General features: G+C 72.1%; 25 protein-coding genes and 2 pseudogenes. 12 read left to right on the top strand and 15 right to left on the bottom strand.

The window, feature by feature from the left end; genetic code table 11:
- Positions 1-33: 33 nt before the first annotated feature.
- Entirely contained in the window at positions 34-1221 is a 1188-nt protein-coding gene (locus AB0C26_RS33720) for a hypothetical protein (protein WP_360255843.1), read from the bottom strand.
- A gap of 176 nt (positions 1222-1397) precedes the next feature.
- Between AB0C26_RS33720 and AB0C26_RS33715 the strand changes: the two genes are divergently transcribed.
- The 4 genes and pseudogenes from AB0C26_RS33715 to AB0C26_RS33700 form a co-directional block, all read left to right on the top strand.
- A complete protein-coding gene (locus tag AB0C26_RS33715; RefSeq protein ID WP_360255841.1) occupies positions 1398-1805 on the top strand; it encodes a VOC family protein in 408 nt (135 codons plus the stop codon).
- 351 nt (positions 1806-2156) lie between these two features.
- Entirely contained in the window at positions 2157-2432 is a 276-nt protein-coding gene (locus AB0C26_RS33710) for a GNAT family N-acetyltransferase (RefSeq protein WP_360255838.1), read from the top strand.
- A gap of 108 nt (positions 2433-2540) precedes the next feature.
- On the top strand, positions 2541-3542 hold the full coding sequence (locus tag AB0C26_RS33705) for an SEC-C domain-containing protein (protein WP_360255836.1): 1002 nt from the start codon (positions 2541-2543) through the stop codon (positions 3540-3542).
- A 926-nt stretch (positions 3543-4468) separates the two neighbouring features.
- Positions 4469-4639: pseudogene (locus tag AB0C26_RS33700) on the top strand (pentapeptide repeat-containing protein); the annotation flags it as partial.
- A 202-nt stretch (positions 4640-4841) separates the two neighbouring features.
- On the opposite strand, the pseudogene AB0C26_RS33695 reads toward AB0C26_RS33700, so the two are convergent.
- Positions 4842-5435, bottom strand: a pseudogene (locus AB0C26_RS33695) (isocitrate lyase/phosphoenolpyruvate mutase family protein); the annotation flags it as partial.
- A 64-nt stretch (positions 5436-5499) separates the two neighbouring features.
- On the opposite strand from AB0C26_RS33695, the gene AB0C26_RS33690 reads away from it, so the two are divergent.
- Positions 5500-6468 carry an alcohol dehydrogenase catalytic domain-containing protein gene (locus AB0C26_RS33690; protein WP_360255833.1) on the top strand — a complete coding sequence of 323 codons (969 nt, stop codon included), beginning with the start codon at positions 5500-5502 and terminating at the stop codon, positions 6466-6468.
- Here the strand turns inward: AB0C26_RS33690 and AB0C26_RS33685 are convergent.
- Complete coding sequence (locus AB0C26_RS33685; RefSeq protein WP_360255830.1) at positions 6415-6903, bottom strand: hypothetical protein; 489 nt, start codon at positions 6901-6903, stop codon at positions 6415-6417. The two genes, AB0C26_RS33690 and AB0C26_RS33685, sit on opposite strands and share 54 nt — an antisense overlap.
- 69 nt (positions 6904-6972) lie before the next feature.
- On the opposite strand from AB0C26_RS33685, the gene AB0C26_RS33680 reads away from it, so the two are divergent.
- The gene (locus AB0C26_RS33680) at positions 6973-7806 is read left to right on the top strand and encodes a LysR family transcriptional regulator (protein WP_360255827.1); all 834 of its coding nucleotides are present in this window, start codon (positions 6973-6975) and stop codon (positions 7804-7806) included.
- Here the strand turns inward: AB0C26_RS33680 and AB0C26_RS33675 are convergent.
- Positions 7781-8236 carry a nitroreductase/quinone reductase family protein gene (locus AB0C26_RS33675; protein ID WP_360255825.1) on the bottom strand — a complete coding sequence of 152 codons (456 nt, stop codon included), beginning with the start codon at positions 8234-8236 and terminating at the stop codon, positions 7781-7783. The genes AB0C26_RS33680 and AB0C26_RS33675 overlap by 26 nt on opposite strands.
- 75 nt (positions 8237-8311) lie before the next feature.
- The gene (locus AB0C26_RS33670) at positions 8312-9184 is read right to left on the bottom strand and encodes a GNAT family N-acetyltransferase (protein ID WP_360255822.1); all 873 of its coding nucleotides are present in this window, start codon (positions 9182-9184) and stop codon (positions 8312-8314) included.
- Between the two features lie 121 nt (positions 9185-9305).
- Here AB0C26_RS33670 and AB0C26_RS33665 point away from each other — a divergent pair, with 121 nt between their 5' ends.
- Complete coding sequence (locus AB0C26_RS33665; RefSeq protein WP_360255820.1) at positions 9306-9863, top strand: DUF1349 domain-containing protein; 558 nt, start codon at positions 9306-9308, stop codon at positions 9861-9863.
- Positions 9864-9915: 52 nt separating this feature from the next.
- Here AB0C26_RS33665 and AB0C26_RS33660 read toward each other — a convergent pair whose 3' ends face one another.
- The 6 genes from AB0C26_RS33660 to AB0C26_RS33635 form a co-directional block, all read right to left on the bottom strand.
- Entirely contained in the window at positions 9916-10167 is a 252-nt protein-coding gene (locus AB0C26_RS33660; RefSeq protein ID WP_360255818.1) for a hypothetical protein, read from the bottom strand.
- Between the two features lie 352 nt (positions 10168-10519).
- Complete coding sequence (locus AB0C26_RS33655; RefSeq protein WP_360255816.1) at positions 10520-11575, bottom strand: lysylphosphatidylglycerol synthase transmembrane domain-containing protein; 1056 nt, start codon at positions 11573-11575, stop codon at positions 10520-10522.
- Positions 11576-11622: 47 nt separating this feature from the next.
- Positions 11623-12123, bottom strand: coding sequence for a hypothetical protein (locus AB0C26_RS33650; RefSeq protein ID WP_360255814.1), 501 nt, complete (start codon positions 12121-12123; stop codon positions 11623-11625).
- Positions 12124-12180: 57 nt separating this feature from the next.
- On the bottom strand, positions 12181-13350 hold the full coding sequence (locus AB0C26_RS33645; RefSeq protein ID WP_360255811.1) for a glycosyl hydrolase: 1170 nt from the start codon (positions 13348-13350) through the stop codon (positions 12181-12183).
- A 58-nt stretch (positions 13351-13408) separates the two neighbouring features.
- Positions 13409-14161, bottom strand: coding sequence for an SIS domain-containing protein (locus tag AB0C26_RS33640; RefSeq protein ID WP_360255808.1), 753 nt, complete (start codon positions 14159-14161; stop codon positions 13409-13411).
- A complete protein-coding gene (locus AB0C26_RS33635) occupies positions 14158-15084 on the bottom strand; it encodes a MurR/RpiR family transcriptional regulator (RefSeq protein ID WP_360255805.1) in 927 nt (308 codons plus the stop codon). Before AB0C26_RS33635 ends, AB0C26_RS33640 begins: the two co-directional genes overlap by 4 nt.
- Before the next feature lie 116 nt (positions 15085-15200).
- Here AB0C26_RS33635 and AB0C26_RS33630 point away from each other — a divergent pair, with 116 nt between their 5' ends.
- Positions 15201-15536, top strand: coding sequence for a VOC family protein (locus AB0C26_RS33630; protein ID WP_360255803.1), 336 nt, complete (start codon positions 15201-15203; stop codon positions 15534-15536).
- 19 nt (positions 15537-15555) lie between these two features.
- Here the strand turns inward: AB0C26_RS33630 and AB0C26_RS33625 are convergent, their stop codons facing one another.
- The 3 genes from AB0C26_RS33625 to AB0C26_RS33615 are packed head-to-tail and all read right to left on the bottom strand — an operon-like array spanning position 15556 to position 18769.
- On the bottom strand, positions 15556-17052 hold the full coding sequence (locus tag AB0C26_RS33625) for a pyruvate, phosphate dikinase (RefSeq protein ID WP_360255800.1): 1497 nt from the start codon (positions 17050-17052) through the stop codon (positions 15556-15558).
- A gap of 11 nt (positions 17053-17063) precedes the next feature.
- A complete protein-coding gene (locus AB0C26_RS33620; protein ID WP_360255798.1) occupies positions 17064-17675 on the bottom strand; it encodes a transcriptional regulator in 612 nt (203 codons plus the stop codon).
- Positions 17672-18769, bottom strand: coding sequence for a helix-turn-helix domain-containing protein (locus AB0C26_RS33615; protein ID WP_360255796.1), 1098 nt, complete (start codon positions 18767-18769; stop codon positions 17672-17674). The genes AB0C26_RS33620 and AB0C26_RS33615 overlap by 4 nt, the downstream gene beginning before the upstream one ends.
- 102 nt (positions 18770-18871) lie before the next feature.
- Between AB0C26_RS33615 and AB0C26_RS33610 the strand changes: the two genes are divergently transcribed.
- The 3 genes from AB0C26_RS33610 to AB0C26_RS33600 are packed head-to-tail and all read left to right on the top strand — an operon-like array spanning position 18872 to position 20870.
- Positions 18872-19825, top strand: a complete 954-nt coding sequence (locus tag AB0C26_RS33610; RefSeq protein WP_360255794.1) for an ATP-binding cassette domain-containing protein — start codon at positions 18872-18874, stop codon at positions 19823-19825.
- A 2-nt stretch (positions 19826-19827) separates the two neighbouring features.
- Complete coding sequence (locus AB0C26_RS33605; protein WP_360255792.1) at positions 19828-20625, top strand: ABC transporter permease; 798 nt, start codon at positions 19828-19830, stop codon at positions 20623-20625.
- Positions 20622-20870 (top strand): hypothetical protein, encoded by a 249-nt coding sequence (locus AB0C26_RS33600; RefSeq protein WP_360255790.1) that lies wholly within the window; start codon positions 20622-20624, stop codon positions 20868-20870. Before AB0C26_RS33605 ends, AB0C26_RS33600 begins: the two co-directional genes overlap by 4 nt.
- Before the next feature lie 94 nt (positions 20871-20964).
- Here the strand turns inward: AB0C26_RS33600 and AB0C26_RS33595 are convergent, their stop codons facing one another.
- Complete coding sequence (locus tag AB0C26_RS33595) at positions 20965-21726, bottom strand: tetratricopeptide repeat protein (RefSeq protein ID WP_360255788.1); 762 nt, start codon at positions 21724-21726, stop codon at positions 20965-20967.
- A gap of 150 nt (positions 21727-21876) precedes the next feature.
- Between AB0C26_RS33595 and AB0C26_RS33590 the strand changes: the two genes are divergently transcribed.
- Entirely contained in the window at positions 21877-23748 is a 1872-nt protein-coding gene (locus AB0C26_RS33590) for a hypothetical protein (RefSeq protein WP_360255786.1), read from the top strand.
- Positions 23749-23837: the final 89 nt, after the last annotated feature.

The raw sequence follows: 23837 nt of genomic DNA, 5'->3' as shown, positions 1-23837 counted from the left end.
CTGACGATAGCCCGAACTCGGCCGCGCGGCGGGTCAGCGGCCGGATGGTCGATTGTCCGCGGTCACGGTCAGCGACCCGAAGCCGGCCGCCGCGGTCACGTCGAGGCCGGTGCCGTTCCCGGCGGTCAGCGTCGTGTCCCGGGCGATGCCGCTCTGGCGCTGCCCGTAGAGGGTGACCTCGCCGGCCCCGGAACGGGCCAGCACCCGTACCGGCACCTCGCCGTCGGTGGTGATGCTCCAGTCCCGCACCCCGCCGGACATCCGAACCGGCAGCGCCCGGTCCCGGCCGGGTAGCGTCAGCCGAACCGTGTCGGCGCCGCCGGCCAGATCGACCCCGCTCACGGAGCCGCCGGCCAGCGCGAAGGTCGCCGCCCGCACGCCGCCGCTCATCCTGATGGTCCAGTCGATCCGCTGGTCGAGCACCACATCGACGCGGCCCACCTCCGGCCCGCCGGTCGTGACTCGAACCTCGGTGCCGTTCACCGCGACGGCGGCACCGCTGCCGTCCGGGCCGCTGCCGTCCGGGCCGCTGCCGTCCGGGCCGCTGCCGTCTGGGCCGCTGCCGTCTGGGCCGCTGCCGTTGCCGTCCGGGCCGCTGCCGTCCGGTCTGCCGTTGTTGCCGTTGGGGACGCTGTCGCCCGCGGAACCGCGGTTGCGGTCGGGGTCTTGGTCGTTGTCGGGATCGCCTTGACCGTTGCCGTGGGTGGTGATCTGGATCGGGCCGTTTTCCGGGCGGCCCAGCGTGAGGCTGAGCTCGCCGACGCTGCTCGCGAGGTTGAAGGTGCCGGCGGCGAATGCGGGCCCACTCCCGGCCGCCGGGTCGCCCTCGCTCTGGCCGCTTTGAGCTTCGTCGCCGTCCGGTTGGCCGTTCTCAGCCTGGCCGCTCTCAGCTTGACCGTCAGCTTGGCCGCGGTCAGCCGGGCCGCTGTCGGGCGACGCGGTGCCCCGCGGTGAGGAGCCGGACGATGTGGAGACCACGACACCGCCGACGCCGAGGAGAAGGACGGCGCCGATCACGGCGATCGCCGCCTTAGGCCGGAGCCCGCGGCGCGGAGCCGGTGAGGGCTCCGCCGTCCAGCTCGGTGCGGGATCCGCCGCCGGGACGACGGTGAACTCCTCGGTCGGCGGCTCCTCGTCGTCGGCCGTCGCGGACGGCTCATCCCGGTAGGCGTATCCGGCCGCCCCGGACAACAAAGGGTAGGTGTCGGTCGGACCGTCCATCGTCGTCTCCTTGCTGCGGGCAACGGCGTCGCCTGGGGATACGGCCGCGCCCTCGCTCCGGTTCAGAACGCCCGTCCTTTCGGCCGTCGTGGTGGACGCCCACACCAGCCAGGCAGCACCAGCACCGCGATTAGCCGGGCGTTGCTCGTGCGGGGGCCGTGGGTGAGGGTGACGGCATGACGAATTTCGAGGGTGGGGCCCGGCAGATGCGGCTGATCGTGGAGGTCGAGGACTTCGACGCCGCCGTGGCGTATTTTCGTGACACGCTCGGGCTGGGCGAGGAGGCGGCCTTCAGCGGCGACGGCGACGAGCGGGTGATGATCCTCGACGCCGGGCGGGCCACCCTCGAACTGGCCAATCCGGCCCACCACCGCTATGTCGACGACGTCGAGGTGGGGCGACCGGTCGCCCCGCGTTTTCGGATCGCCTTTGAGGTCGGGGACGTCACCGCCCGTACGGCGCAATCGGTTGAAGCCGGCGCCGACGTCGTCGCGCCGCCCACCGAAACCCCCTGGCGTTCCCTGAACGCCCGGCTCAACGTTCCGGGCGACCTGCACGTCACCCTCTTCGAGGAGCGCGGCTGACGCGGGCACCGAACCAGTCGAGGGCCGCGCACGCCTCGGCGGCGAAGCATGGCCCCAGGCGTGCGGCAGAGAGAGGTAGCCGAGGTTACCTCGCCGGAGGCCGCGCAGACGCGGTCGAGCGGATCCGCGCCTCGGAAGCGCCGAGCACCAGCCGCTCTGTTCTGACCGGTGCGGGCGGCCAGCCGGCACAGGCCCTCGAGGCGCCACCACAGTGGACCGCCGTCGGGCGTATGGTCTGCCGGTGATCGTGCGCGAGGCGAAACCGGACGACACGGGAGCGCTGGCCGAGGTGAATGTGCGGGCGTGGCGGGCGGGGTATCGCGGGATGGTTCCGCAGAGTTCATGGACTGCATGAGGACGGCCGACCGGCTGCCCGGCTGGGAGCGGATGGTCCGGGAAGCGGAGATGGTGATCTTCGTGGCCGGCCGCGACGAGGACGCGGATCCGGGAGCGGTTGGCGGGGCTCAGGCGCTTTATGTACGCCCGGACAAGTGGAAGAAGGGTGTCGGGCGGGCGCTGATGGACGCCTGGGTGCGGCGGCTCGAGGCGGACGGCTACCGGCAGAGCGTGCTGTGGGTGCTGGCCGGGAACCACCGGGCCCGCCGCTTCTGTGAGGCCACCGGGTGAAGACCGGCGACTCGCGGGGGTTTCCGTTGACCGAGGTCAGGTACCGCCGGGGCGGAGTGAGACCCAGATCAACAGTCGTGAGTCCACGCGGCGCTGTACCGTGACGGCGTGCCAATTAAAGCCGATCTGACCAGCGCAGACCTTACTGAGATCCGGCAGAGCGCCCTCGGGGCGGCCGACCCGCTGGGTGTTGCGGCCGAGCTCGCCGACGCCGCCGAGGCCGGGAAGCTGGCCGACAAGGACGACGCGGGGTACGCCCTCGCCCTCGCGGCCGAGATCGCGGAGAGCCGCGGGAAGCTCGACGCCGCCCTGCGGTACGCGCAGCGGGCCGTCGAATCGTTCGGGTCGCGGGACGACAACCAGGCCGCCGGGGCCAAGGCGTTGCTGGCCCGCGTCCTGTTCCGCACCGGGCGCGACGACGAGGCGATCGCCGCCCTCGAGCCGCTGCGGCCGCTGCTCACACAGTACGGGGACGCGCCGGCGTACATCAGTGCCGCCCTCGCCGCCGGGCGCCGTGACAGAGTCGCCGAGGAATGGCTGACCGAGGCGCTGAACGAGGTGCTGGCCGGGCGGGGCGACGCCGCCGAGCCGTCCAGCGCCGAGGACGCCGGGCAGCTGTTCTTCCTGCTCCAGCAGCGGCACCGGACGCGTCACGCGCTCGGCCTGCAACACGACCACCACGACAACCTGGCCGACCGGCTCGAGACCCGGCTGGCCAACGCGGCCGGGCGTACGGCCGGTGCGCCCGCCGACGACCTGCTGTTCTGGCCCAAGGCGGAGCTGGAGAAGCTGCTGGAGCAGTGGCCGGCGCTGTCCGAGCCGTACGGGTCGAACTGGGACGAGCACCGGGCCCACCTGGAGAAGGAGCTGGTCCGCCTGGCCGGCACCGGCCGCGCCGGCCTGACGGTGCTGCCGGGCACGGTGTCGGGCCTGACCGGTTTCGCCGGCCCCGACGGCGACCCGGCCGACCCGCAGGTCCGCGCCGGCTACGCGACCCGCCTGGCCGGCGGTACGAACCACATCCCGTGGCCTCCGGAGCGCAACGGCGCCTGCTGGTGCGGTTCCGGCCTGAAGTACAAGAAGTGCTGCCTGCCCCGCTCCCGCAGCTGACAGCGGCGGTCGGGCCCGCGCTGGAGTGAGGACCCCAGGCGTGATCGGTGTACGACGTGCCCGCCGGGGTGTGTTCGCGCTTGCGTGGGTGGCTATCGTGCGCTCACCGCGTCCCGGCGGGTAGCTGTCGCGGGACGGCTCGCGCCCGATCCGAACATCCGAGTGAGGACCGCCACCGAAAGCCCGGTGGGTCTCTGTGCCCGCGCGAGTGAAGGCGCTCGCGCGGGCGTGGAGATGGCTCAGCTGCCGAGCCGCTCGATTGCGGAGGTGGCTCGGCTGCCAAGGCGCCCGGCTGCGGAGGTGGCTCGGCTGCCAAGGCGCCCGGCTGCGGAGGTGGCTCGGCAGCGGAGGTGGCTCAGCTGCGGAGGTGGCTCAGGTGTCGAGGCGGCTGACCTGCCGGGCGATGCTCGTCCAAGTGCGGCCGGCCGCCGCGGTGCCCAGGCGCTGAGCCTCGGCGACGCCGGGGCGCTGGATCGGGGCGGCGCCGGGGCGGTGGGGCGGGGCGGCGCCGGGGCGGTGGGGCGGGGCGGCGCCGGGATGGGGCTGATCGAAAGCGGACGCCGGTGGTTCGTCCGGCTGGCTGACGGTGGTCCAGGGGCGTTCGGCGGGCTCGGCGGCGGCCCAAGGGCGGTCCTCGCGCGAGCCGAAGGCCGGGGCGCCGAAGGGAGTCGGTGGCACGGCCGGTACCGGGGCCGGGCGCGGGGCATCGTAGTCCGGAAGGAAGCTCGCCGGGCCGCGTTGAGTCAGGGTGGCCAGGACAGCCGGCGGCATCAGATCGACATGATCGCCTGTTCCGGCAGACGCGCCGTCGGAGGCGGCCGCCGCGTGCGGGCCTATCCTAGGTTCGCCGGACCCAGGACGGGCAGACCCGGCCACGCCGGACGCGGCTCCGCCGGACGCGGCTACGCCGGACGCGGCTCCGCCGGACGCGGCTCCGCCGGACGCGGCTCCGCCGGACGCGGCTACGCCGGACTCGGCTCCGCCGGACGCGGCTCCGCCGGACGCGGCTCCGCCGGACTCGGCTCCGCCGGACTCGGCTCCGCCGGACTCGGCTACGCCGGACTCGGGCACGCCGGACTCGGGCCGGTGGAACCTAGGACTGCCGGAACCGGGGATGCCGGAGCCTGAAATGCCGGAACCTGGGACGCCGGAACCTGGACGGTCAGACCTAGGACTTTCGGACCCAGGGAAAGCGGGGCCGGCGCCGGGTGCTGCCGGGGGGACAGCCAAGGCGTGGTAGGCGACCGAAGCGGCCCGCAGGGCGGCCAGCACCGCCGTCATGGGGTGCAGCACCAGGGTCACGCCCGCGGCGGCCAGGTCGGGGTCGCTCAAGTGGCGGCCGCCGCCGCTTGCGCCTTCGGTGCGGTTCAGGACCAGGCGTACGGCGGGGAGGGCCTCGTGCAGCGAGCGTAAGTCCGTCTCCCGGGCGCCCAGCGGGAGGACGGCGTCCGCGCCGGCCGAGGCGAGCGTGCGGCAGGCGGCGATGATCTCGTCCAGGGTGCCGCCGGGGGCCGAGGCGATCACCAGGATGCCGGGGGCTCGCTCCTTCACCGCCGTCACCCGTAGCGGCGAGCCGTCGCCCAGGACGATGCCGCTGATGCCCGCTCGCTGGTAGGACAGGGCCGCCCACACCGCCGCGTCCGGATCCTCGAAGCCGACCTGGGCGTCGGCCAGGAGTGGCACGCCGGAGAGGAACGACCCGAGAACCGCGGCCCGGTCGGCGATCTGGGTCGCCGAGACGGTGGACGGTTCGAGCATGGTGGCCGCGATCGCCTCGCCCGAAAGGTAGGCGGCGCGGATGCCGGCCCGCACGGCGAGCGCGGCGCTGGCCGGGTCGTAGACGCCGGGGACGTGCGTGACGCCGCCCGGTGCCAGGAGGTCGGTGGAAGACATGCCGTCGATCATCCCGGGTTCATCGCCGGTTCGCGATACACCGTTGCGGTGTTAGCGTCGGGTCGTGATCGTGTCGCGTCTGCACCGGGCCGGTGACATCCGGCTGCACGAGGAAGAGCGTCCCGTCCCGGGCGACGGTGAGCGGCTTGTCGAGGTGACCTCGGTCGGGATCTGCGGCTCCGATCTGCACTGGTTCACCGAGGGTGGCATCGGCGACGCCGTGCTGCCGCGCCCGCTCGTGCTCGGCCACGAGATGGCCGGCGTGATCCGCGGTGGGGTGGACGACGGCGTACGGGTCGCCATCGATCCCGCCATTCCGTGCGAGACCTGCGAGGAGTGTCGCGCCGGCCGTCCGAACCTGTGCACGCGGATCGTCTTCGCCGGGCACGGTGACTGCGACGGCGGGCTTCGGCAGTTCCTGACCTGGCCCGCGCATCGGCTGCACCGGCTGCCGGACGGGCTCTCCGACGACGAGGGCGCGCTGCTGGAACCGCTCGGGGTCGCCCTGCACGCGATGGATCTCAGCCACCTGCGGATGGCGGCGACGGTGGCGGTGGTCGGCTGCGGCCCCATCGGCCTTCTGCTCGTCCGGCTCGCGCTTCTGGGTGGCGCCACCCGCGTACTCGCCAGCGATCCTCTGCCTCATCGGCAGCGAGCGGCCGAAGGGCTCGGAGCGGAACCCGCGACCGGGGAGGCCGTGGCCGACGTCGTTTTCGAGGTGTCCGGTTCGGATGGTGCCGTCGAGGCGTCGTTGCGGCTGGCCCGGCCGGGCGCGCGGGTCGTGCTGGTCGGCATTCCGGACGGTGACCGGACGACGTTCAGCGCGGCGCTCGCCCGGCGCAAAGGGCTGACGCTGGTGATGGTGCGGCGGATGGGCGAGGTCTACCCGCGGGCGATCGACCTCGCCGCGCGGCGCCTGGTCGAGCTGGCGCCGCTGGTCTCCCACACCTTCCCGCTCGGCGATGTCGAGAACGCCATGTCAACGGCGGCTTCCCGGACGGGCGTGAAGGTCGTCGTGCATCCGGGCGCTTAGCTCGGTCCAGTCCCGGACGGGCGTCACCCAGGGCGGTGGCGTCAGCCGTTGCGGCCCGAAGAGGTAGCGGTACGCCACGATGCCGCGCAGCGCCTGGTGAACGTCGAGCTTGTCGTCGATGAAATGCGTGACGCCCAGTTCGGCGCAGTGGATCGCCTTCTCCGGCCGTTTCAGGCAGAAGCGCAGATGGTCGCGGGGGATGCCGGTCCGCGCGGCGAAGTCGTGGTGGTCGAGCCATTGCCGGGTGCGCCGCTGGACCCGCTCGCCGCACTTCGAGATCAGCCACACCTCGTCGAAGAGCGGCACGAGATGTCGCAGGGTCTCGAGCGCTCCGGGTACGGCCGGCGTCGCCAGCATCGTGGCGGTGTCGCCGCTGAAGAATTCGGTGTCGCCGTTGATGATGACGCGCCCGATGTCCACACCTAGGTTTCTCATGCCCTCCAGCGTGCGGGCCGTGAGAATAAAGAGGAACTATTCATTGGGGTACGGCTATAGTCCAGCACTATGGATCTGACGGCGTTCGCCGTGTTCGCCACCCATCTGAACTTCACGCGCGCGGCCGAGGAGCTGCACATTTCCCAGCCGGCGCTGCACGTGAAGATCCGTAAGCTGGCGGAGTCGCTGGGCCGCCCGCTATACCGCCGCGAGGGCCGCCGGCTCGTGCTCACCGCGGACGGGGAGGCGGTCGCCCGTTTCGCCCGCGGCCAGAACGAGCGGCTGGCCGACTTCCTGGCCGAGTTCGCCGGCGCCCCGGCCCAGCGCCCGGTGGTGCTCGCCGCCGGCCAGGGCGCCTACCTCTACCTGCTCGGCGACGCGATCCAGGCCGCGCTCGCGGCCACCCCACTGCGCCTGATCAACTGCGACCACCGCCAGATGCTGGCCGCCGTCCGGGGCGGGCAGGCCCACGTCGGCGTGAGCGTGCTCGACGTTCTGCCACCCGACCTGTCCGTACGGGAACTGGCGTCGTTTCCTCAGATGCTCTTCGTACCGTCCGCCCACCGACTGGCCCGGCGCCGGTCGGTCCGCCTGCGCGACCTGGCCGGCGAATCGCTGGTGGTGCCGCCCCAGCACCGGCCCCAGCGGGTCATGCTCGAACAGGCCCTGCGCACCGCCGGCGCACCGTGGACGGTCGCGGTGGAAGCCGAGGGCTGGCCCCTGATCACGCATTTCGTCGCGCTGGGAGCGGGCGCGGCCATCGTCAACGGCTGCGTGCCGGTGCCGCGCGGCCTGTCCGGCATCCCGGTGCGAGATCTGCCCCCGGTCACCTATCACGTGGTGCACCAGCCGTCGGCCCGCAACGATCCCCGCGTGGTCAGCCTGCTGTCGTTTCTAGAATGACGACCGCGGTCTCGGTCGTGCGCAGCGCCGCATAGTCGTCCAGCTTCGGGTCGACCTCCCGCCAGCGACGCCACAGGCGGTCGCGTTCCGCGCCGACCGCCGCGCGTCCGATCACGGTCCGGGTGCCGTCGGGCGTCCGGGCGTACGCGGTCTCGTGCGCCAGCAGATTGAGCCACCAGGCCGGTTCGCCGTCGCCCCAGCCGTTCATAGCCAGCGTGACGAGCGACGAACCGTCCTCGAGGTAGGCCAGGATGACACCGCGTTCCCGCCCGCTGCGCCGCCCGACCGTGGTGAGCCGGAACATCCCGTAACGGCCGGGGCGCGGGCGCCGCAACCCGAACCGGCCACCGCTCGCGCGATACAGCCCCCGATGCACCCGCCACGCGGTCGTGACGACCCAGCGAGGTGGCACCCGCACCCCATCCGTCATGCCGCCGAGTCTGCCCCCGCGACCCTGTGACCCCACTGAGCGAGATCAGGTTTCACGGACGCGGGCGACCGGCGCTCAGGACGCGACGATGCGCGTGGCGAAGACCCGGTAGCCGACGCGGTCGAACGACGCGGCCATCGGTTTGTTGACCCGGTCGGTGTCGGCGCGGATCGTCGTCGCGCCGTCGCCGGCCAGCAGGTGGGTGATCTCGGCCAGCAGGTCGTCGGCGTAGCCGTGTCCCCGCTGCTCCGGGACGACGCCGAGGTAGCCGACCACCGGGCCGCCGTCGTTGGCGCTGGGCAGGGCCACCCCGACGATCCGGCCCGCCGAGTCGAAGGCGAGGCGCCACCAGTCACGCCGGCCGCGCATCTGCTGGTAGAAGGCGACATCCTCGCGGGCGTGCGCGAGCGCGCCGAGCCGGGCGACGCCCTCCCGGGTGGCGACGTCCAGGCTGCCCTCCGAGATGGCGGCGAACACGGCCGCGAACGCCTCGTCGTCGGGCTCCGGCCGGAACGTCAGCCGGGTCGAGCGCGGGGGGAGCGGGTGGTCGGCCGTCCACTCGTACCGCAGCCGCTCGTTGACCTCGCCCAGGCCGGCCAGCTCGGCGGCGGCCAGCCGCAGCGTCACCTCGGGCGTTTTCTCCCGCCCGGGCGAGGTGAAGATGTGGTACTCGAAGGGCGGCGGCACCTGCCGGATGAGCGCGGCCCAGAGCCCCACCGGATCGTCCACCTCGGGCGCCGCCCACAGCGTGTCGAGGGCCAGCGGCCGCTCACCGGTGGGGAAGCCCCACCACACGGCGAAACCCTTGATCTCGTCACCGTCGACGGCCATCCAGGTCCACGACGGACGGTAGTTTCCGGTCTCGAGGAACCGCTCGAAGCGGCCCGGATCGTCGAGACAGGTCAGAACGCGGCCGAGATCCCCCTCGGCCAGGGTGCGGAACAACAACGAAGCCTCCCAGGCATCGGTATGCGTGCGGAATTCACGGCATCCTCCTTCCTGTCGGCGTTGCGTCCCCCGCATGCTGCCGGACCCGCCGATCGCCCGCATCCCATTTATGCTCACCGCCATGGAGTGGTTGAACGAGCCGCGCGACTGGTCGGACGAGAACGGCCTGATCCGGGCGGTCACCGAGCTGAAGACCGATTTCTGGCGGGCGACCTTCTACGGCTGGACCACCGACAACGGCCACTTCTACCACCGGCCGGCGACCGGCGACTTCACCGCCGAGGCCCTGGTCTCCGCCGCGCACACCACCCGGTTCGACCAGGCGGGCCTGATGGTACGAGCCGGCGAGCGCACCTGGCTCAAGACCGGCCTGGAGGTCACCTCGGGCGCCATACAGGTGAGTACGGTCCTCACCGACGACTTCTCCGACGTCTCGATGACCCCCGTCCCCGGATTCACCGGCGAGATAGCCCTGCGTGTCACCCGCTTCGACTCGGCGCTGGCCGTCCACTACCGCAACGGCGCCGGCCCTTGGCAGCTGCTGCGCCTGGGCCATCTGCCGCTGCCGGGCACCGTCGACGTGGGCGTCATGTGCTGTTCCCCCGAGCGAGCCGGCTTGGAGGCCACCTTCCGCGACTTCCGGGTCGGCCCGCCCCTCTCCCGGGAGGGCCTCGAGTAGAGAGCCGTCAGCGTGGACCCGGGCCGCGGTGGCTGAGCTCCGGCCGCCCCCGTCAGAGGCGCAGAGCCTCGAGGAAGGCGGCCCGGTGCCCGTCGAGGAGCCGCCGATCGCCCAGGGCCCACTCGGCAGCGACGGCGGCGTGCCGGCGGCGGCCCGGATCCAGCCGGGAATCGGCGGCGTTGGCGCTCTCCAGGTCGGCGATCCCCCTCCGGCGGGCGGTCATCGCGTCGAGCAGCACCTCGGGGACGACGGGGCCGTAGCCGTCGCGTAGCAGGCGCAGACGCCGCGCCCCGATTTCGTTCACCCGTCCCAGGCCGTTAAAGACTTCGCCGCCGCGATCGGCATCCCCGAGCCCGGTCCGTGGACCCGGGAGGAGTGGAACGCCTTCCAGGCCAAGCAGGATGCGGCGGACGCCCGTCTCGCCGAGATCATCGCCCGTCGCGCCGCAGAGGAAACAGCGTGAATGCCGCTCGGTCGCCGCGCATACTCGGCGCCTCCACCCGCGCTCATCGGGCCGGTCACGGTGGGTCAGGTGGTTCATGAAGCACGGGAGATGGGTGCCGTGGTGGTGACCCGCATTCCCGAGGCCTATGGCGCCTACGACGTTTCGCTTCATCTCCTCCAGAGGGAATCAGCGCCTACGCCGCGGGTGACGGTCAGGGGTGGACGGCCTCGCGGCGTAGGTACAGGGCGGCTATGCCGCCGGCGGGGATGAGGAGCCAGCAGGAGATCAGGCGGTAGATGACCACCGCGGCGACGGCGGTGGCGGCGGTGGCGCCGGCGGCGGTCAAGCCGGCTACCAGGGCGGTGTCGACCACGCCCACGCCGCCGGGGGTCAGGGGGACCTGGCGGACGATCTGGACGCCCAGGTAGATGCCGGCCAGGGTCATGACGCCTACCGGGAGGCCGACCGCGCGGCAGGTGGCGGCCAGGCAGAGGAGGTCGGTCAGCCAGTTAACCGTGTAGTAGAGGACGCCGGTTATCCACTCGCGGGAGCGCAGCGCCGCGCCCGCGCGCCAGGCCTCGGCGGCCGAGGTGAGCAGCTTACGGGCGTACACCAGAAGCTTGTTCGTCGAATGAACGCGGTCGGTGCCGGGGCGCGGCGGGCGGTGCATCGCGCGGCGGCCGACCACGACGGCCGTGGCGGTCACGGCGGTCAGGCCGGCCACCACGATCAGAGGCTGAGGGGTGGCCAGCAGGTCGGGGTCCGTGGTGAGCAGGGCCGCGCCCAGGACCACGTACAGCAGGGCCAGGCCGCCGATGGAGGTCAGGCCCGAGACGATCATCGAGGCGGCGGCGATCTCCTTCGTCGCGCCCGTGCGGACGTACTGGCGGCCCGCGTAACCCGCCGACACGGCGGCGCCGGCCGGCATCGAGATCGAGATGGCCGTACGGGCGAGGGTGACCGCCAGCGCGAAACGGGCCCGGGCCCGTACGCCGAAAGCTCTCAGCAGTTGCCGTTGCTGCCAGGCGAACGCGCCCAGCGAGACCGCCTGAAGGGCCACGGCCAGCGCCACCCACCAGTAGTCGGCGCCGGTCAGCGCGCCCAGGAAGTCGCGCGGGTCGGGGAAGCGCCCGCGCAGGCCGTAGGCGGCCAAGGCGACCGCGACGACGAGGACGAGCGGCAGCCGCAGGCGCGACCACCAGCGCTGCCGGACACCCACGGCCGGGGCCGCGGGGTCGGGCCGCAGCTCAGACCGGGTAGGAGACACGGGCCGATCCTGGCAAACGCAATCAACCCACGGCCACCCGCTGTGATCTAGTCGCCGGAGAAACCGAAGAAATACAGCTCGTCGGGCGTGCCGTCGGCGCCGTGCAGCACGGCCACCCGGCCGATCCACCGATACTCGGCCAGGTCGGCGATCGCCTCGACGTGAGCCCGGGTCAGCTTCTCGGTGCCGGCCGTGGCCTGCGCCTCGGCGGGTGTCACGGGGACGATCACGCCGTACTCGGGTTCGCCGTACCGCTGGAAGGGGATGGCCGGGTCGTCGGCGTAGGGGAGGTAGCCGTACCGGGGCTCCTCGCCGTCGTCCAGCACCCGGTCCATGTCGAGGATCGAGTGGGTGCCGGACTCCCGGACCGCCTCGTCGTTCCAGAGCTCGTCCATGGTGCGCGGGCGGTCGGGACGGCCCGCGGCGGATGTGCCCGGTACCGCCCACCAGTAGCGGCCCTGGTCGAGAACTGTCCGCTGCAGGGCGGCAAAAGCCGCAGAAAGGTCAGGTTGGTAGTCGGTGTAGTACTCCCACCCGGATGCGCCCACGGGCCGGAACTGTAGATCACGGGAGCGGGGCCGGGAAGCCCCGCTCCCACTCCGGCGTCAGCAGCGGCCGAGGTCCTGCCACTGGTCGGTCCAGCCGGGCTCCGAGCCCTGCGTCCAGTACTTGGCGCGCCACAGATGGACGCCGTCGCCGGACTTCGGGCCGTTGGGGTCGCCGTAGCGGCTGCGCTCGTGCTTCACGAGGTTGCCGCCGGTGTAGATCGAGCCGATCGCCCAGGCCGGGGCGTCGGCACAGTTGGTCGCCGGGGGAGGGGTGGTGGTGGTGGGGGGCGGGGGCGAGGTGGTCGTCGGGGGCGGGTTCGAGCAGGTCCCGGTCCCGGCGACCGTGTCGACGAACGGGGTGCCGGCCGTGCGGTAGCCCGACGCCCGCGAGGTGGCCTGCGACGGCGAGAGGACCTGGTTCTTGGCGAACAGGACCCAGTCGACCTGCTCGATGTACGTGCTCAGGCCGCCCGTGTGCGCCGCCGTGTCGATGAACCACAGGTTCCAGTTGATGGTCATCGTCTGGCGGGGGTAGAACTTGCCGGAGTGGTCGCCCACCTGCACCCCGTCGATGAAGTAGACGATGTGCCCGTTGGCCACCTGCGCCACCAGCTCGTGCCACCCGTCCAGGCTCGACCGCTGCTCGGAGTGCACGTTGTCGGCGAACCAGGGCTCGTTGCGGTACGTGTACCAGCTCGTCTGGTAGTTGATCGGCCCGGTCTCGCCCCAGCCGCCGTTCGGCAGGTACTCGGAGATGTCCAGCTCGCTGTAGGTCGGGTCGAGGTCGCCGTTGAGCGGGCTGATCGTGAAGAACGTCTGGTTGATGTGGTCGCCGTCGTTGCCGCTGACCGGGGCGTCGGTGAACCGGATGCGGGTGGCGTAGGTGCCGTCGAGGTAGCGCTTCTGCGTCGAGTAGAGCTCGGCGTGGTTGGTGCCGGCCCCGGTGCCGTCGGTCGAGGCGGTCAGCTGGAGCACCTTCTGCCCGCCGGACGTCGGGAACGTGATGTTGCTGGGTGACCAGTTCGCCCCGGGCACGCCCGGTCCGCCCTGGTAGCTGCGGGGTGTCCAGCCGTTGGCGGTCAGCGCCGGGTCGGCCGAGGTGCTGTAGTGGAAGTCGTCGAACAGGTAGCCGCAGTCCGCGGCCTCGGCGGGCCCGGAGGAGAGGGCGACGGCGCCCGCTCCGGCCAGGGCCGCGGTCAGCATTGCCGCCAGTCTTCGTTTGAGCATGGGGAGGGACCTCCTGATAAACGGGGGATCACGCGGTATGCCGGGGGACATACCGGGCTCAGGCCGTACGGCGGATGCGCCCGGCATACCGGGCTTCCAGCGCCGCGTTGTGCTCCTTGCCGCCGGGCACGTTGTCCGACAGGTAGACCGGCGGTGTCTCGCCCGCGTCGATCAGGCGGGCCACCACCTCGGTGACGATCTGCTGGGCCAGCAGCGCCCCGGTGATCGACGAGACGGCGCCGACCGCCCCGCCGCCCGGCAGCGGCAGGGTGGCGTCACCCTTGGGGGCGCCGTTGTCCAGGACCACGTCGGCGATCTCGCCGAGCTTGCGGCCGCTGGGATGCCGCGAGTCGACGCCGGCCGCGTGCTCGGCCGAGGTGATCGCGATCAGCGGGTGGCCGCGCTCCTTGACCAGCAGCGCCATCTCGACCACGGCGCCGTTGATGCCGGAGTTGGAGGCGATGACGAAGACGTCGTCCGGTTTGACCGGGGCCAGCTCGTAGAGCCGGTGGGCGATGTCGGTGCGCCGCTCGACGGTGGGGTCCTGCAGGACGGCGAGGGGCTCACCGCCGTACAGGACGACGTCCCGCAAAGCGATCCGGTTGCTGGGCACGAGCCCGCCGGCCCGCCCGGCGATCTCCATGGCCAGCGCCTCGGAGTGGCCGCAGCCGAACGCCTGGATCACACCGCCGGCCCGTACCGAATCGGCCAGGATCTCCGCCGCCCGCCGGATGAGTTCCGGCTGGCCGGTGCCGACCCGCGCGATCGCGGCCTGGATCTTCTCGAGGTAATCAGTGCTGGTCAGGCTCACGGCTGTCCTTTCGCACGCCCGCGCTTGCGGGTCGGGTTCTTCTCGGGGAGCCGATGGGCGTCCACCGCGCGGACCGTCACCTCGAGGGCTTCGGCCGTACGCTCGTACGTGCGCTGGGCGACGGCCACGTAGATGAGGTCGAGCACGAGCAGCTGCGAATGCAGCGCGGAGAGCGCGGCCAGGCGGAACGTGGTCTCCTGCACCGCGGTGGTGAAGACGACATCGGCCACCTCGGCCAGCGGCGACCGCCCGAAACTGGTCACGGCGACGGTGAGCGCCCCATGGTCGGCCGCCTCGGCCATCGTCTCGATGACTTCCCGGGTACGGCCGGAGTGCGACAACCCGATGGCCACGTCCCCGGGCAGCAGCAGGGCGGCGTTGGTGAGAGCGGTGTGCGAGTCGGTGCGGTGCCACACGGGAACCCGGATCCGCTCGAGCCGGAAAGCCATCTCCCGAGCCGCCGTGCCACTGCTGCCCAGCCCGAAGATCTCCACCCGCTGCGCCCCGGCGATGGTCGCGGCGACCCGCTCGACGGCACCCACGTCGAGCCCGGCGGCGGTGCTCTGAATGGCCCGGGTGTCGGCCGCGGTGACCACGCCGAGCACGTCGGTGAGCGGATCGCCGGGCGCGATGTCGGAGGAGATGTCGGTCTCCCAGCGGGCTTGCTCGGCCCGCCCGGTCTCGGTGGCGACGGCCACTCGCAGGTTCGCGTACCCCTTGAACCCGAGCGTGCGGCTGAACCGCGTCACGGTCGCCGTCGAGGTGCCGGACCGCTCAGCCAGATCCACGATGCTGGCGTGAGCCGCCGTCTCCGGATCAGCGAGAATGGTCTCGGCGATCCGCCCCAGCGCCTCCGGCATCTGGGCGCTCTCCATCCGGAGGCGCCCGAGCAGTCCGCCGCTCTCACCGGTCACGTCGGTCATTCTTTTCATCGATTGAGTCCTGCGATGAAAATTACGACCGTTACGGGCTTGAGTCAATAACAATCTTCTTGGCGATTGCCGGCGGTGACGGCCCGCGGCCGGGTATGTCTTTCCGCATGGCCGCCACTCGACTGCTCGCGCAGATGACCGTCGCCGACTTCGAGGCCGGCGTTCGGTGGTACACGAAGCTCTTCGGCGGCAGCGTGGACGCCCGCCCGATGGAGGGCCTGGCCGAATGGCACCTCGCGCCGGCTTTCGGCGTGCAGGTGTGGGCGGACGCCGAACGCGCGGGCCGCTCGACGATGGTCATCGACGAGTCCGACCTCGACGGTCTGGCCGACCGGTTGCGACGTGCCGGAATCGACCACGCCGGCATCCAGAACGCCACCACCTCGCGCGTCCTCGTGGTGACCGATCCGGATGGCAACAGCATCGTTTTCACCGGCCGGTAGCGATCTTTTCGCCGCGGGCTCAGAGATGGGCGTGGGCGTCGTCGAGGCGCTGCGGGGCTGGGCGCGGTGAGTGGTCACCACTGATCTCGTCGGCCCAGCTGAGCAGTCGGTCCACGTGCTCGTCGGTGGTGGCGGTGACGGTGCCGGGATCGCCGAGGACGATTTCTCCGCTGCCGCCGTCGAGACTGATGACCGTGCCTTCGGTGAGGGTTCGCGCGCCGATCCGGACGGACCGCGCCAGGGCGTCGATGGTCAGCGTGGCCGCGCCGACCACCGCCGGTTTGTTCATGGCTCGGGCGACGACGGCCGCGTGACTTGTGGGGCCGCCCCGGCTGGTCAGGATCCCGGCCGCGGCGGCCAGGCCGTGCATGTCCAGCGGGGAGGTGGTGGGACGTACGAGGATCACCGGGCCGTCCGAGGCCATGCGGGCGGCGCGCTCGGCGGTGACCGCGATCCGGCCCGTGGCGACGCCGGGGCCGGCGCCCCGGCCCCGGGCGAGCACCTGCACCCCTTCGCCCGCGCGCAGGCGAGGCGTGCCGGCGTGGCGGAGATGGCGCTGTGTCACGCGGCGGACCGCCGTTCGCCGGTCGATGACCCGCTCGTCGGCGAGGTCCACGGCCACGCGGATCGCGGCGCGCCCGGTGAGGCCGCCGGGACGCACCTGCAGGAGCCACAGGTGACCGGCCTCGAAGGTGAACTCGACGTGGCCGGCGTCGCTGTAGTGCTGTTCGATCCGGCGCAGGGCCGCCCCGAGGTCATCCCAGACGGCCGGCGCTCGATGGGTGAGCTCGGTCAGCGGTTCGGTGGCGGACTCGCCCGACACCACGTCTTCACCCTGCCGGCCGAACAGGACATCCCCGTACGGCCCGCGCTCCCCGGTGTTCGGATCGCGGCTGAAGGCGACCCCGGAGCCGCTTCGCCGGTCCCGGTTGCCGAACACCATGGTCTGCACGACCACCGCGGTGCCCAGATCATGCGGGATGCCGTGCAGTTCCCGGTAGGTGACCGCCCGTGGGGTGTTCCACGACGACATGACCGCCCGTACCGTCGCCCGCAGGTGGCTCATGGCGTCGTCGTCGGCGGCGCCGCCCGCAGCGGCCGCGAAGCCGGCCAGGAACCGCTGCCGTGCCTCTCGCGCGAAGGCCGGATCGCCGGTCTCGGCGGCCAACCCGGCCGTGGCGTCGGTGGTGAGCCCCAGATTGAGGACGGTGTTCATCATGCCGGGCATCGACACCGCGGCTCCGGAGCGCACCGAAACCGCCAGCGGCAGTTCGCGGCCGCCGAAACGCCGCCCGGTGGCCGCTTCGAGGTGCCGCACGGCGGTGGCCAGCTCCGCGTCGAAACGGTCCGGGAGGTGGCCGTCGCGGAGAAAGGCGCGGCAGGCGCGCGTGTCGACGACGAATCCGGGTGGGACCGGCAAGCCGAGACGCCGCAACGTGAGCAGGCCGCATGCCTTGGCGCCGAGCAGATCCGCGGATCCGCCGGTCTCGCCCTCGAGGGGATGCAGGTATCGCATCGGGTTCGGGCTCACTGGCGAGGGATGCCGAGGGTGGCGAGGAGGTCTTCGTGCAGCTGGAACCAGACAGTGTGGTACGAGTCGACGCTGTCCGTCAGGTATTCGAGCCGGCCGGAACGAGCGCGGTCGAGCGCCGCGGTGAGCCGGGCCCGGTACCGCCGGAACCGGGGCAGTGCCGCGGACAGCTCCGCGCAGACGGCACCGGCCCGCCGGTCGAGGTCGACGAACCGGTCCCGGACCCGGGCGTCGTACCCGCTGTCGCTGTGGTCGTTCGGCACCATGGTGCCGTTCGCGGCGCGCACATGCCACGCGGAGCAGAGATCCAGCAGTTCCGGGTTCAGAACCAAGAATTTCTCGTACGCCGTGGCGATCGCGCGCCGGGCGCCGGCGGCGGCGACTTCGCCGGCGGTCGCGCGGGCGTCCTCGGCCCGGCCGGCCTCGGTGAGGCCCCATCCGCCGAACTCCCCGGCGGTTCGCGTCACCAGCCCGGAGACGGCGAGATCGATCAGGTCGGATTCGGCCTGAGACGTGGCCAGGCCGGCGGCGTCGGCCACCCGCGGCAGTTCAGCCACGCCGATGCACCGCAGCACATGCAGCACGGCGGGCCGGGTCGAGTCGGTCATCGTCTCTCCTCCTCGGAATCGGCCGGGATCGGGGCGGTGGCCGCCGCGTAGGCCGCTCCGCGACCATGGGCGCGGGCCACGATGTGCCCGGCGGTCACGCGTACCGCCGCTTCGGTGTCGTCGGTGGCCTCGACGCCGAGAGCGGACGCGAGCGCGGCCCGGTCGTCGAGGACGAGGCTCAGGGACGGCCGGAACGCCGGTCCGAACACTCGTCGCAGGCAGGCGGCGAGGTCGGCGATCCGCAACCGGGTGAGCGCCCCGCTCTCGGCCGGATCCGCCGTCACGACCGCGACCGTGACGTGCTCGCCGGGGCGGGCGGCCCGAATCGCTTCCTCGGCCGCGCTGAGCCGGCCGGTGCCCAGAAGGACGACCACGCCCGGGCCGGCCGGGCCGGCCGGTGCGCCGGTGATCTCATCGGTCATCGTCGGCGGCGGTGTCCAGGCGTCGTGGCACTGTCGCGCGGCGGCGACGTAGGGCAGATGGGCCGGAGCCCAGACGTCGTCGGCCGCGAGGGTGGCGAGGTGCCGGCAGGCGCGTGCCACGTCGAACGGGTCGCCGAAGCCGGGCGCCGTCTGGGCCAGGTGGTTCGCGCCGTGCAACAAGGTCAGGATCATTTCGGCGAGGCGCACCCGCCGGCCCGGCGGCCGGGCTCGGCACGACTCCAGGGCGAGCGCCAGCAGCAGGCTTTCCAGCCTGGTGACCTCGGCCAGCGCGGTACGCCCGGGACCGTCCTCGAAGACGCCGGTCACCGACAGGGCACGAAGGCGGCCGGCCGGCGGCGCCTCCCCGGACAGGGGCAGCCGCTCCAGCCAGACCCGCGCGAACGACTCCGCGCCGCCGGCCACGTCGACCGGCTCGACCGCGGTGGTGTCACCGGCCGTCGGTCCCGGCAGGGAGTCGAGCAGGACCGCCAGGTAGAGCGACCGCTTGCTGGGGAAGTTGGAGTACACGGCGCCGCGGGTGAGCTCAGCACGGGCGGCGATGCGGTCGACCCGAGCCTCGGCATAGCCGTGCTCGGCGAATTCCGCGGCGGCCGCGGCCAGCACCGCGGCGCGGGTGCGCTCCTGCTGTTGGGCTCGGGTCAGCCGAACCATCGGATCCTCTTTACGGAAAGCACGGCGCCAGCATACTGTGACCATCCAGATGTTGTGAACATCCGAAATCCAAGAGAATCTGGAACCGACGAAGGGACCCTCGTGGCTGACCTCGGTTTGGAAACACACGGGCTCGCCAAGCGTTTCGGCCGCACGACCGCCCTCGACGGCGTCGACATCGCGCTGCCCCAGGGCCGGGTGCTAGGGCTCCTCGGCCCCAACGGCGCCGGTAAGACCACTCTCGTCCGCATTCTGGCCACCCTGCTGAGACCCGACGCCGGGGTGGCCCGCGTCGCCGGATACGACGTGGCACGCCAGCCGGCTCACGTGCGCCGCCATATCGCACTGTCCGGTCAGCACGCCAGCGTCGACGAGGAGATCGACGGACGAGCGAACCTCGTCATGATCGGCCGGCTGCTCGACCTGTCCGGGCGCGACGCCGCCCACCGGGCCGACGAGCTGCTCGCCCGGTTCGGGCTGACGGAGGCCGGTGCCCGCCGCGTCGCCACGTACTCCGGAGGCATGCGTCGCCGGCTGGACCTCGCGGTGAGCCTCGTCGGCCGGCCCCGCGTCGTGTTCCTCGACGAGCCCTCCGCCGGGCTGGATCCCGCACGACGCGAGGAACTGTGGCAGATGATCCGCGACCTGGGCGCCGACGGCGTCACCGTCCTGCTGACCACCCAGTACCTCGAGGAGGCGGACACCCTGGCCGACACCGTCACCGTCATCGATCAGGGACGGGTCGTCGCCGCCGGCACCCCCGCCGAACTCAAACGTCGCGTCGGCGGGCACACCGTGACCGTACGGGTGAACGACCCGGCCGACGCCGACCGCGCCGCCACCATCCTGGCCGCCGTCACCGGCCACCATCCCGAACGATCGGCCCGGCAGGTCGCCGTGCCCGTCACCCGGGACGACGACTTCTTCCAGATCACCGCTCAGCTCCACCGGCAGGCCGTCGACGTCAGCGAGCTCTCCCTCCGGCTGCCCAGTCTCGACGAGGTCTTCTTCGCGCTGACGAACACGGCCGTCGCCCCCGCGTCGCGGAGGTCATGACCGTGACGACATCGACCATCGCCCCGCCGCCGCACCGGCCGTCGCGGCAGGTGCGGCACAGCCTGATCCTCGCGCGCCGCAGCCTCGCGAAGACCTCCCGCAATCCCGGCGCCATCGTCAACGGCGTCGTGACGCCGGCGCTGTTCCTCGTGCTCTTCCTCTATCTGTTCGGCACCGCGATAGCCGGCGCCACCAGCGACTACCTGCAATACCTGTTTCCCGGCATTCTGGTCATGGGCGCCGGGCTCACCGGCCTGGTCTCGACCGGCACCAACATCAACATTGATCTCAAGAACGGCATCACCGACCGCTTCCGCAGCCTGCCGATCAGCCGCCTGGCGCCTCTGCTCGGCTCCGTGCTCGCCGACGTCGTCCGGTACCTGGCCGCCGCCGGCGTCCTGTACCTGATCGGCACGCTCCTCGGGTTCCGTGCCCAGGGCGGGTTCGCGGCCGCCCTGGCCGCCGTCGGTATCGCGGTCCTGTTCGGCTTCTGCCTCAGCTGGATCACCGTGCTCATCGGCGTGACGGTCAAGAGCGCCGAAGCCGTCCTGGCCTTCAGCTTCCTCACCTTCCTGCCGCTCCAGCTCGGCACGAGCCTCGCCACGCCGGCCACCAGCCTTCCCGGCTGGCTCGCCTCGTGGGTCGGCGTCAACCCGGTCAGCGCGGCCATGGACGCTTGCCGAGCCCTGCTCAACGGAACGCCGGCCGGCGACCGGGTAACCACCACGCTGCTCTGGTGCGCGGCGATCTTCCTGCTCTTCTGCCCGCTCGCGGTGGCGGCCTACGGTCGCCGCGAATGACCGGGCCCGGCGCGACCGTCCCGTCCCCGCGCCGAAGGGCATCGACGGCCACCACCCCGCTCGCCCGGCTCACCGCCGCGTCGGCCCGCTACGAGATCGCGCTGGACCGGCTCAACCGCGAGCTCGCCGACGAGGTGCGAGCCTGCCGTCGAGCGGGCGCCACGTGGGGCGAGATAGGCGGATGCCTCGGGGTGACGAAGCAGGCCGCTCAGAAGCGCTGGGGCCCGGCGGCGACGCTGCGCTGATCAGCACCGGTCGCCCGGCCGCGGCCGGGTCCGGAAGCCGTGTTGCTAGCGGCGGCGGGGGCGGCGCTGGGCCGTCTTGCCGGGGGCTGTGTTGCTAGCGGCGGCGGGGGCGGCGCTGGGCCGTCTTGCCGGGGGCGCCTCCCAGGCGGAGGAGGGCGCCGCGGCGGGTGGCCGCGGTGGACAGGGTCTGTGGATGGGTGGGGCCGAGGGCCTGGATCATGCGGTTGAGGGTGTCCTCCAGGAGGGCCCGGGCCGGGAGCAGGGCGCCGGCGGCCAACATGGACCGGGCCAGCTCATGGGCGGCCGTCAGGGTGTCGGGGTGGTCGGGACCCAGCTCGGCGCTCCACGCGGCGTGCAGTTCGGCGGCGATGGTTCGGGCCGGGCGGGGCTTTCCCCGATGGAGGAGGGAAGCCACCAGGCGGTGGGCGGCCGTCCGCAGGGCCGGATCGGGGCTGTGGGCGGCGTCGGCCGCTATCAGGTGGGGGGCCAGGGCCGCCCACCGCGGCCACGTCGACGGGTTCTCCACTTCGGTGGGTGCGGCGGCCGCGATCAGCGTGCCCGCGTAGGCGCGGCATACCCGTACCGCTTCCGGGCCCAGGTTGTCCCGCACCGCGTCTCGGATCTGGTCGGGAATGGTGAGGCCGCCGGCATCGGTGGCGGCCAGGCCCTGAGTGGTCAGGGTTTCCACCACCGCGGGCAGAGCCGACGGGGTCACCTCGCCCAAGGGGCGGGGGAGTGTGGGCAGGCCGGGGGTGAGCACGTCCACGGGGAGCGGTGCCGGGTGCAGGACGGCGCACACGCACAGGAGCTGGGCGGCGGCCGGATTGTCGTCGCCGAGCTGATCGATGGCCTCCATTCGACCGTTATAGCGGCCCCGTCCAGGCGCCGGGACCGGGCTGGGTGGCGCCTACCTGGGAAAAGCCGTCGGTGGTGATGAGGGGTGGGGGAAAACATCACCGAAAGAGTGACACTTGCCATCGATCTTCGTTGATGGTCTGGTTGCGGGATGAGACGGAGAAGCGCGTTCATCGTGGTGCTGACCGCTGTGCTCGTGGGGGCGTCCGCGACACCGGCGGGGGCGGCCTCGCCCGCGTACAAATACCAATTCCTGAATCCTGGTGGGCAGCCTCGGCTGACCGAGAAGGTGCCGGTGAACGTCGTGTTCGTCGGCTATGAGCCGGATCGGGGGCAGTTCACCCAGCAGCTGGCCCGGAAGTACGAGCCGGTGGTGCGGTCGCGGCTTCCGTACGGGGTCACCGAGAAACTGGGCATCACCTACACGTACGACTACAAGCTCCGGTACGCCGATAAATCGTACGAGAACCGGTTCTTCGCGCAGTTGACCACAATGGCGAAACCGGCGCCGCTGACCGAATACCAGACGGCCTACAACGCGCAGCCGAAGCGGACGAAGACCATCACGAAGAACCACGCGATCGACGCGCCGAGTGTGGAGAAGTGGCTGGCGCTGAACCCGCCGCCGGGGGTGGACACCCGGCGTAACACCATCTTCTTCGTCAACTGGTACGGGCGGCCCGACTTCAAATTCCACGTCTACACCAAGACGGGGGAACCCGATCCGGACACCGGCTACGACTTCGGCGCCAACCGCGACAGCCGCAAGATGATCGCCTGGGGTGGCACCACCGCCGACGACGAGGAGACCGGGCTCGGGCGCACCCGCCGCGTCTGGTTCCACGACCTGTCGGCCGGGCCGGAGTCGTGGACGGCCAACTACGACGTGACGAACGCCGACGTGGACGGCGACGGCGTCGCCGACTACCGCATGCCGCCGGTCTGGGAGTACGCGGCGGGCGGCTACCGCGCGCCGAGCGCGCTCGCGAGCGACCTCGGCAAGATCACGCGGTATGTGGCGCTGAACCTGCTCATGACGAACTCGCCGCTCTACCCGGTCGAGTTGCCCACGGCCGAGTCGCCGAAGACCATCAACATCGACAGCAACACGTACGAGGGCTGGCCGGGGGTCGACGCCTCCGCGCGATACCAGAAGCCGGGGCTGCTTCTGCGGGAACTCGGTGAGCTGCGGTGGCGCAACAAATTCAGCTTCGACAGCCAGGACCTTCCGTACGACGCCGAGGCCGAGGCCTGCTACGTGGGCCTGCTCGCCGACGAGAGCTGTTACCCCGAGACGGGCTACCCGGCGTGGGCCAACCTCTACCTCTACAACCGGGAGAACCTGGCCCGTACCCAGGACGACCAGGGCAAGGTCGACTATGAGCTCCCGGTCTTCAACTACGCGGTGGCGGCCGGCGTGGGCACGCCCGCGCTGGGCTTCGCCGACGACGACTACGTGACCGGCGACCAGTCGTACGTCTTCAATTTCATCTCGCCCGAGGTCGTCGAGTCCGGCTACGGCCTGACCACGACGGAGATCCACGAGGTGGGCCACCACCTGGGCATGCCGCATCCGCACGACGGCTACGACAGCGAGACGGGGGTCGACTACGGTCCCGAGGGCGGATTCTTCTACGCCTGGGCCGGCGACGAGAACAACTCGATGATGAGCTACATCGACGTGAACTGGGACTTCAGCCAGTTCGACCGGGACAACAGCGACCGCTTCCTGACCGCCGCCTACTGGGAGGCCGCCAACCGCCTGGCGGCGGCGGTTCCGGCCGGCACCCGCCTGCACCAGGCGGACGCGCTGCTCGGCGTGGCCAGGACGGCCTTCGCCCGGCACGACTACCGCGTGGCGTACGCGCTGAGCGAGGCCGCCTACAACCAGGTGGCCGCGGTAGCCGACAAGAACGCCGTCTCCACCTTGAAGGCCGGCGCCCCGCGCCGGCACACCGACGTGCACGGCCCGCACGAGTTCGTCGACACCCTGGCCCCCGGCGGCCCCCGCAGCCAGCCGTAGCCGGAACCGTCGATCCGCGGGGATGCCCGATCCGCCGGGCGTCCCCGCGGCGATCCTCAACCGGGCAGCGGGATGAGCGGCCGGATCAG

This window comes from Actinoplanes sp. NPDC048796, from assembly GCF_040650035.1.
In the GTDB taxonomy this organism is placed as follows: Bacteria; Actinomycetota; Actinomycetes; order Mycobacteriales; family Micromonosporaceae; genus Actinoplanes.
Note: the sequence above shows the minus strand (reverse complement) of the source record. Positions and strands in the feature narration are given on the sequence as shown.

Coding starts and splice junctions, on each gene's coding strand:
- AB0C26_RS33720 (WP_360255843.1), bottom strand. CDS start 1,221: ATGGACGGTCCGACCGACACCTACCCTTTGTTGTCCGGGGCGGCCGGA.
- AB0C26_RS33615 (WP_360255796.1), bottom strand. CDS start 18,769: ATGGTTCGGCTGACCCGAGCCCAACAGCAGGAGCGCACCCGCGCCGCG.
- AB0C26_RS33680 (WP_360255827.1), top strand. CDS start 6,973: ATGGATCTGACGGCGTTCGCCGTGTTCGCCACCCATCTGAACTTCACG.
- AB0C26_RS33590 (WP_360255786.1), top strand. CDS start 21,877: ATGAGACGGAGAAGCGCGTTCATCGTGGTGCTGACCGCTGTGCTCGTG.
- AB0C26_RS33630 (WP_360255803.1), top strand. CDS start 15,201: ATGGCCGCCACTCGACTGCTCGCGCAGATGACCGTCGCCGACTTCGAG.
- AB0C26_RS33675 (WP_360255825.1), bottom strand. CDS start 8,236: ATGACGGATGGGGTGCGGGTGCCACCTCGCTGGGTCGTCACGACCGCG.
- AB0C26_RS33620 (WP_360255798.1), bottom strand. CDS start 17,675: ATGACCGACTCGACCCGGCCCGCCGTGCTGCATGTGCTGCGGTGCATC.
- AB0C26_RS33625 (WP_360255800.1), bottom strand. CDS start 17,052: ATGCGATACCTGCATCCCCTCGAGGGCGAGACCGGCGGATCCGCGGAT.
- AB0C26_RS33710 (WP_360255838.1), top strand. CDS start 2,157: ATGAGGACGGCCGACCGGCTGCCCGGCTGGGAGCGGATGGTCCGGGAA.
- AB0C26_RS33595 (WP_360255788.1), bottom strand. CDS start 21,726: ATGGAGGCCATCGATCAGCTCGGCGACGACAATCCGGCCGCCGCCCAG.
- AB0C26_RS33715 (WP_360255841.1), top strand. CDS start 1,398: ATGACGAATTTCGAGGGTGGGGCCCGGCAGATGCGGCTGATCGTGGAG.
- AB0C26_RS33685 (WP_360255830.1), bottom strand. CDS start 6,903: ATGAGAAACCTAGGTGTGGACATCGGGCGCGTCATCATCAACGGCGAC.
- AB0C26_RS33600 (WP_360255790.1), top strand. CDS start 20,622: ATGACCGGGCCCGGCGCGACCGTCCCGTCCCCGCGCCGAAGGGCATCG.
- AB0C26_RS33635 (WP_360255805.1), bottom strand. CDS start 15,084: ATGACCGACGTGACCGGTGAGAGCGGCGGACTGCTCGGGCGCCTCCGG.
- AB0C26_RS33665 (WP_360255820.1), top strand. CDS start 9,306: ATGGAGTGGTTGAACGAGCCGCGCGACTGGTCGGACGAGAACGGCCTG.
- AB0C26_RS33645 (WP_360255811.1), bottom strand. CDS start 13,350: ATGCTCAAACGAAGACTGGCGGCAATGCTGACCGCGGCCCTGGCCGGA.